The sequence below is a fragment of the uncultured Meiothermus sp. genome, from assembly GCF_937863175.1.
Classification (GTDB): domain Bacteria; phylum Deinococcota; class Deinococci; order Deinococcales; family Thermaceae; genus Meiothermus.
Window position 1 is genome coordinate 1 of the sequence record NZ_CALMCQ010000280.1, and the last position, 5,429, is coordinate 5,429.

A 5,429-nucleotide genomic window follows, 5' to 3' on the forward strand; every position below is an offset into this window, starting at 1 on the left:
CCGCCGACGCGGTGGGTTGTGGGGTCGGCCAGATTGTCAAATCGCTCATTTTTCTTTGGGCAAGCAGTGGGCAGCCCTATCTGCTTCTGGTATCGGGGAGCAACCGGGTAAACACCCGCCAGCTCGAAGAGCGCCTGGGGGAAAGGCTGGCCAAAGCCGACGCCGAGTATGTGCGCGGCATAACCAGCTTTGCTATTGGAGGGGTGCCGCCCGTGGGACATGAGCAGTATCTAAAAACGCTTATTGACCCCGATCTGTTGCAATACCAGAGGGTTTTTGCTGCTGCGGGAACGCCGTTTGCGGTGTTCGAGCTCACACCAGACGAGCTGCTCGTCCTGACCGGGGGCCACGTACTGCAGGTTACCTGAAGCCCAGCAGGCAGGCCTGGCGGGTATGTTGCAATCGGGTTTTGTGATGGCAGGCCCGTAGCTCATAAAGCTGCCCTGGACAGACATCGCACAGGCAGGCCAGCGCCTGCTTTTGCCCCATTTCTCAGTCTAAATGCCAGGCTATCCGCTATAAGCTATTGGCTATAGACTAATCTAGTAGCATGTTTGGCCTGTTTCGTAAACCCGATGAGCATGTCCAGCGTGAGGGTGAGGCCGCCTTTCGGGTGAGGGTGCGCACGGCCCGCAACGGCGATATTGTGCAATTGCGACTCACCAAGGGCAACGAAATCTCAGCCGCCGATGAAGGGGGTTACTATGTGCGCAAGTTCATTGTTTCGTCGCAGCATCTAGACCGGGCCGTGCTGGAAATCTGGTTTGATTCTGCCTACCGGCCTAAACGCAAAGCAGTCGAGGGGGGCGAACTGGTTCCCATTAAGGAGTGGGCGTGAGATTGCGGCCTTGCTGCAACAACACTTCGTAGAACAACCCCTTAAAGAATCCGTGGAAGGAGTAGGGCCAGGTGGCTGTAACATTGGCTCCCGGAGGCCAGTTGTGCCAGGCAGGGCCCAGGTAGTACAGCCAGTAGCCCGATAGAGTACGGGTGTCGTTGGGGGCCAGCCCTAGCCGGTGGTTGAGGTAGCCCCGCATTCGGCTAGCAGTCAGGAGCAGGTTGAGGTAGGGGTTGCTAAGGGCCAGGCGGGCCTCGGCTTCATCGGCCAGAAAGGGTTGCTCGGGATCCCAGGCGCCAAAACGGCGGATGCGGGCTTCTTGTTGGAGGGCATCCTGCCACGACATCTGAGTCAGGCCGATGGTCTGGGAGATCAGACCGGTGTTGCCCGATCTGCCTGTGTTTTGCGCGAGTTCTGCCGCGAGTTGATCGGCTAACTCGCGCACCTCCCTCGAGAATCCGAATACTTTGTCGCCGCCCATCTGTTCGTTGTCCACGATGGCCGCCAGAATGCCCTGGGGTATACCCAGCGCTCGAGCTGCGTTTTGCACATCGAGCTGGTGGGGCAGCACATGACCTGGTTCAATCGGAAGACTGCGAAGGTCGGGATTCTTGCCTTCCTTAAGAGCGCGAATGGCGATTAGCCAGGCCTGAGAAGAAGCCAGGGCTGCTTCTGGTGTGTCGAAGGCGGCAGGTCGGCGGAGAGCCTGGTTGCTGAACTCTGCACGTACCAGTCTAGCGACTGCCTGGGCTGCGGCTGGCCCCAGCAGAGCCTGTGCCGAGGCTTTGGTTTGCAGGAAGCCTGTCACCAGTTGTTCGCGGCGGGTAGGTTCTACGTAACTCCAGATTTGCCGCAGGGTGGGGTTCGGCAGGGCTGTGGGCGGGGAGGGCCAGGGGGTGAAGAAAAGGAAGCCCAGCAAAACCAGTACCATCCTTCCCCACCGCTGACGGGGCTTATAAGGCGCAAATTCAGATGAACTGTGCGTTAGCTGTGAACGTAAAAGGGACATAGGTTGATGCGAAATAGGCCAAGCACCTACAGCCTACAAGTTAACGTCGGGCCGATCAAATTGCCTTTCTGTGTCGGTACAAACCCTGTGTTCGACCAATGTTTATGCGGATGGCCGCTGCTTGCTTAGCGACTCGAGCAACGCCTGGGCTTCGCTCAGCCTGGCCTGTACCTCCAGCAACTGCCTTTCCAGGCTTGTCGGCATGGGGGATTTGGACTCTTGCAGGCTCTTGCGCATCTCGTCCATGCTATTAACCACGATGCCCACCAGCAGGTTCAAGAACACCAGCGTGCCCAGCAGCACGAACGAGACCATGTACCCCACCGCAACCAGGGGCTGGGCTATCGGCTGGGTACAGAGGGCGGGATCGGGCAGCTCGAAGCGCTCACAGCCAAAATACTGGATATGGAGAACATCCACCCAGCCTTCCAGGGTCAGGATGCTGAAGAGGGTGAGCAGGGCTGTATGCAGGCTGCCGAAGTGGAAGGGGTCGTTGGCGCCAAACAAAAACACTCCGGCCACCGCGTAGACGTAGAGCAGCAGGAGCATCAAGACCAGCACGTAGCCGATGGAAGGGATGCTGCGCAGCAAGGCCCCCAGAATAATTTGCAGGTCGGGCAGGGTGCGGATCAGCCGCAGGACGCGCAGCAGCCGCAGCAGGCGGGCCGCCAACGCGTAGGCCCCCAGTCCTGGCAGCAGGCTGAGGGCTACGATGGTGAAGTCGAAAACGTTCCAGCCGTTGCGAAAGTAGCGCAGAGGGCGTGGCCACTCGGCCCCCATGCGCAGCACCACCTCTATGGTAAAAATGGTCAGCACGAGATTGTTTAGCATATAGAGCGTGGGGCCGTAGCGCTCCATCAGGGCTGGGTAGGTCTCGAGGCCTACCAGCACCGCCGCGAACAGGATTATTGCTGTCACGAAGCGATTAAATTGTACTGATTCCACCAGGCGGGCCAGGGCATTGGGCGCAGAATTGCTCACGTGCAAAGTATAGAGGCTCAAGGCACAGACTAACTGCGTTCAGCCGCCAGGTCTTTTCCGGGGGAACCTGGCATACAGCGGTTTCATCCCTGGTAGATAACCTCGGTCTTCCACCTGCCAGGCGGCTGACTGTGTAGATCCCAGAATTTCTCCGCAATCAGGTCGGGGTCGAAGGAGGTATTGCGCCTGACCTGACCCGCAATGGTCACCGTAGCGACATGGATGCCTTCGTGGTACAGCTCTTTGCTTAACGCGCCCACCAGTGCACGCAAGGAGGCCTTGCCAATCGAAAGCGCGGCCCGGTCAGGATGAGGGTTCAGGGCCAGGCCACCACCGGTAAAGAGGAGGGTACCCTTCCGGCGCGAGAGCATGCCGGGAATGACCAGTTGGGCTGTCACCAGCGCGCCATACAGGTTGACTTTAAGGGTTTCCTCGAGGGCTTCCAGGCTCAATTCAGAAGCCCTGCTCCCCTGGAAGGCATGGGCATTGTAAATCAATACCCCAATTGAGCCGAGCTGCTTTTCGACTTCTCGAATGGCCGAGACAAGTTGTGGGGTTCGGGTTACATCGGCTGGGAAGGTTTTGACCGTGCAACCATCGAGTTCCAGTGCTCCCGCGTAGTTTTGCAGACTCAGTTCGTTGCGTGCAAGCAGGCCCAGCTTATACTCCTCCCGGCCAAAGCGTCGGGCTACACTCAGCCCGATCCCCCGTCCCATCCCCACCACCAAACAGACCCTGGGTTCCATACAACAAGCGCATGGTAACATCAAGGATGCTGTTTGTGGACTCATGTAACGTGGGTTCGTGCCCTTCCTGGCTATCCACCGCTGTGGTGGATCTCTAAACCGAATGCGAGTGGAGCTATGTATCGAGTGGTGATTGTAGGTCGCCCCAATGTGGGCAAGTCGAGCCTGTTCAACAAACTACTGGGGTTGCGCGCCGCACCCGAGAAATACGCCAAGGCCGGGAGCCAGTTTGCGGTGGTGGCCGATGTGCCGGGGGTCACCCGCGACCTCAAAGAGGGCATCGTGGCAAGCGAACAGGGTCGCTTCAAGCTGATAGATACCGGAGGCTTGTGGTCGGGGGACGTGTGGGAAAAGAAAATCAAACATAAAGTAGAGCGGGCCATCGCCGATGCCGACCTGGTGCTGTTTGCGGTGGATGGTCGTAGCGATATCGCCACCGCCGACCTCGAGGTAGCCGACTTTTTACGCCGTCAGGACAAGCCGGTGCAGGTTGTGGCCACTAAAATTGACGACCCCAAACACGAAGCCTATCTGGGGGATTTTTTTGCTCTGGGTTTCGGCGAAGCTCTGCCAACCAGTGCAGCCCATGGTCGCGGTTTTGACGACCTGCTTGAGCGCATTTGGGAGCTGCTGCCGGTGCGCGATGCGGATACCGAACCCGAGGTAGTCGCGATCCGGCTGGCCATCGTGGGCCGCCCCAATGCGGGCAAGTCCAGCCTGCTCAATGCCATTTTGGGTGAGGAGCGGGTAATTGTTTCCGAGCTACCGGGTACCACCCGCGACGCTATTGATGTGGAGTTTGATTATAGCGGCAACAAGTTTGTGCTGGTAGACACTGCGGGTATCCGCAAGCGCCCGGAAACCGGGGTAGAAGAACAGGCCATAGGACGCGCACACCAGGCCATCCTCGATGCCGATGTGGTGTTGCTGGTAGTTGATCCCATGGAACTAGGTGACCACGAACTCAAACTGGCCAACGAAGCTCTGGACGCGGGCAAGCCGGTGATCGTGACCATCAGCAAGTGGGACTTGATCAAGAACAAAGAGGAAGCCAAGCGGGTGCGGGCCGACCTGGGGCTCAAACTTTCTCACATTCAGCACCTGCCCATTCTCTATGTCTCCTCGGTCACCAAGCAGAATCTGCACAAACTCTTATCTGAAACGGCGCGGCTCTACGAACTGGCCCGCGTACGGTTTGAGACCGCCGAACTCAACCGCTGGCTTTCGCTGTGGAGCACCCAGACCATGCTGCCCAACTTCAGGGGTAGACCGCTCAAGCTGTTTTTCCTCACCCAGCCCGAGGTAGCCCCCCCTACCTTCGTTTTTTTCTGTAACTATCCCGAGTTCGTGACACGGGCCTTCGAGGGCTTTTTGCGCAACCGAATTGGTGAAGACCTTGGCCTGCGCGAGATTCCTTTCCGGATGGTTTTTCGGGGGCGAAGGGAGCAGGGGAGCAAGGCGGGCAGGGGAGAGGCGGAGCAGGGGTGAAGAGGAGGCTTCAGGCAACAGGCCATTAGCTTTTGACTCCTGGTTCACTTGCATCTGCTCACGAAGGTTATTCGAGCGGTTGTGGTAGAAGGTGCACCTTCACGGAACCCGGAGGTGGATTTCACGGTAACCCGGGGATACCATCAATTTGAATCGATTTTTTTGTCACCAGACCGCTAGTTGCCCGCACTGACCAGCACCCGCCCGCTGCTATCCACAAACTCGACTCGAGTGAAGCGGCCCGGCACTTCCAGCATCAGGAAGGGGCTGGTCAGGGCCTGGGTCAGGATTGCGCCGGGCGCGGGACTATTTAGGCGTAGTGTGACCCGCAGGGTGTTACCCGAAAGCTGAGTGCTTAGAAGTTGAA

General features: G+C 58.4%; 7 protein-coding genes. 3 read left to right on the forward strand and 4 right to left on the reverse strand.

The window, feature by feature from the left end; translation table 11 throughout:
• Window positions 1-368: YbaK/EbsC family protein (locus tag Q0288_RS10465; protein ID WP_299430142.1), on the forward strand; the 368-nt coding region annotated here is incomplete at its 5' end.
• A gap of 182 nt (window positions 369-550) precedes the next feature.
• Window positions 551-838 (forward strand): hypothetical protein, encoded by a 288-nt coding sequence (locus Q0288_RS10470; protein WP_299430144.1) that lies wholly within the window; start codon window positions 551-553, stop codon window positions 836-838.
• Here Q0288_RS10470 and Q0288_RS10475 read toward each other — a convergent pair.
• The 3 genes from Q0288_RS10475 to Q0288_RS10485 all read right to left on the reverse strand — a co-directional run bounded on the left by Q0288_RS10475 (window position 822) and on the right by Q0288_RS10485 (window position 3,574).
• Window positions 822-1,769, reverse strand: coding sequence for a hypothetical protein (locus tag Q0288_RS10475; protein ID WP_299430146.1), 948 nt, complete (start codon window positions 1,767-1,769; stop codon window positions 822-824). The genes Q0288_RS10470 and Q0288_RS10475 overlap by 17 nt on opposite strands.
• A 180-nt stretch (window positions 1,770-1,949) precedes the next feature.
• Window positions 1,950-2,828, reverse strand: coding sequence for an ion transporter (locus tag Q0288_RS10480; protein ID WP_299430148.1), 879 nt, complete (start codon window positions 2,826-2,828; stop codon window positions 1,950-1,952).
• Between the two features lie 83 nt (window positions 2,829-2,911).
• On the reverse strand, window positions 2,912-3,574 hold the full coding sequence (locus Q0288_RS10485) for an SDR family NAD(P)-dependent oxidoreductase (RefSeq protein ID WP_299430150.1): 663 nt from the start codon (window positions 3,572-3,574) through the stop codon (window positions 2,912-2,914).
• 117 nt (window positions 3,575-3,691) lie between these two features.
• Here Q0288_RS10485 and der point away from each other — a divergent pair, with 117 nt between their 5' ends.
• Window positions 3,692-5,062: a ribosome biogenesis GTPase Der gene (gene der, locus Q0288_RS10490; protein WP_299430152.1), complete on the forward strand. Its 1,371-nt coding sequence runs from the start codon at window positions 3,692-3,694 to the stop codon at window positions 5,060-5,062.
• A 176-nt stretch (window positions 5,063-5,238) separates the two neighbouring features.
• Here der and Q0288_RS10495 read toward each other — a convergent pair.
• Window positions 5,239-5,429: protease complex subunit PrcB family protein (locus tag Q0288_RS10495; protein WP_299430154.1), on the reverse strand; the 191-nt coding region annotated here is incomplete at its 5' end.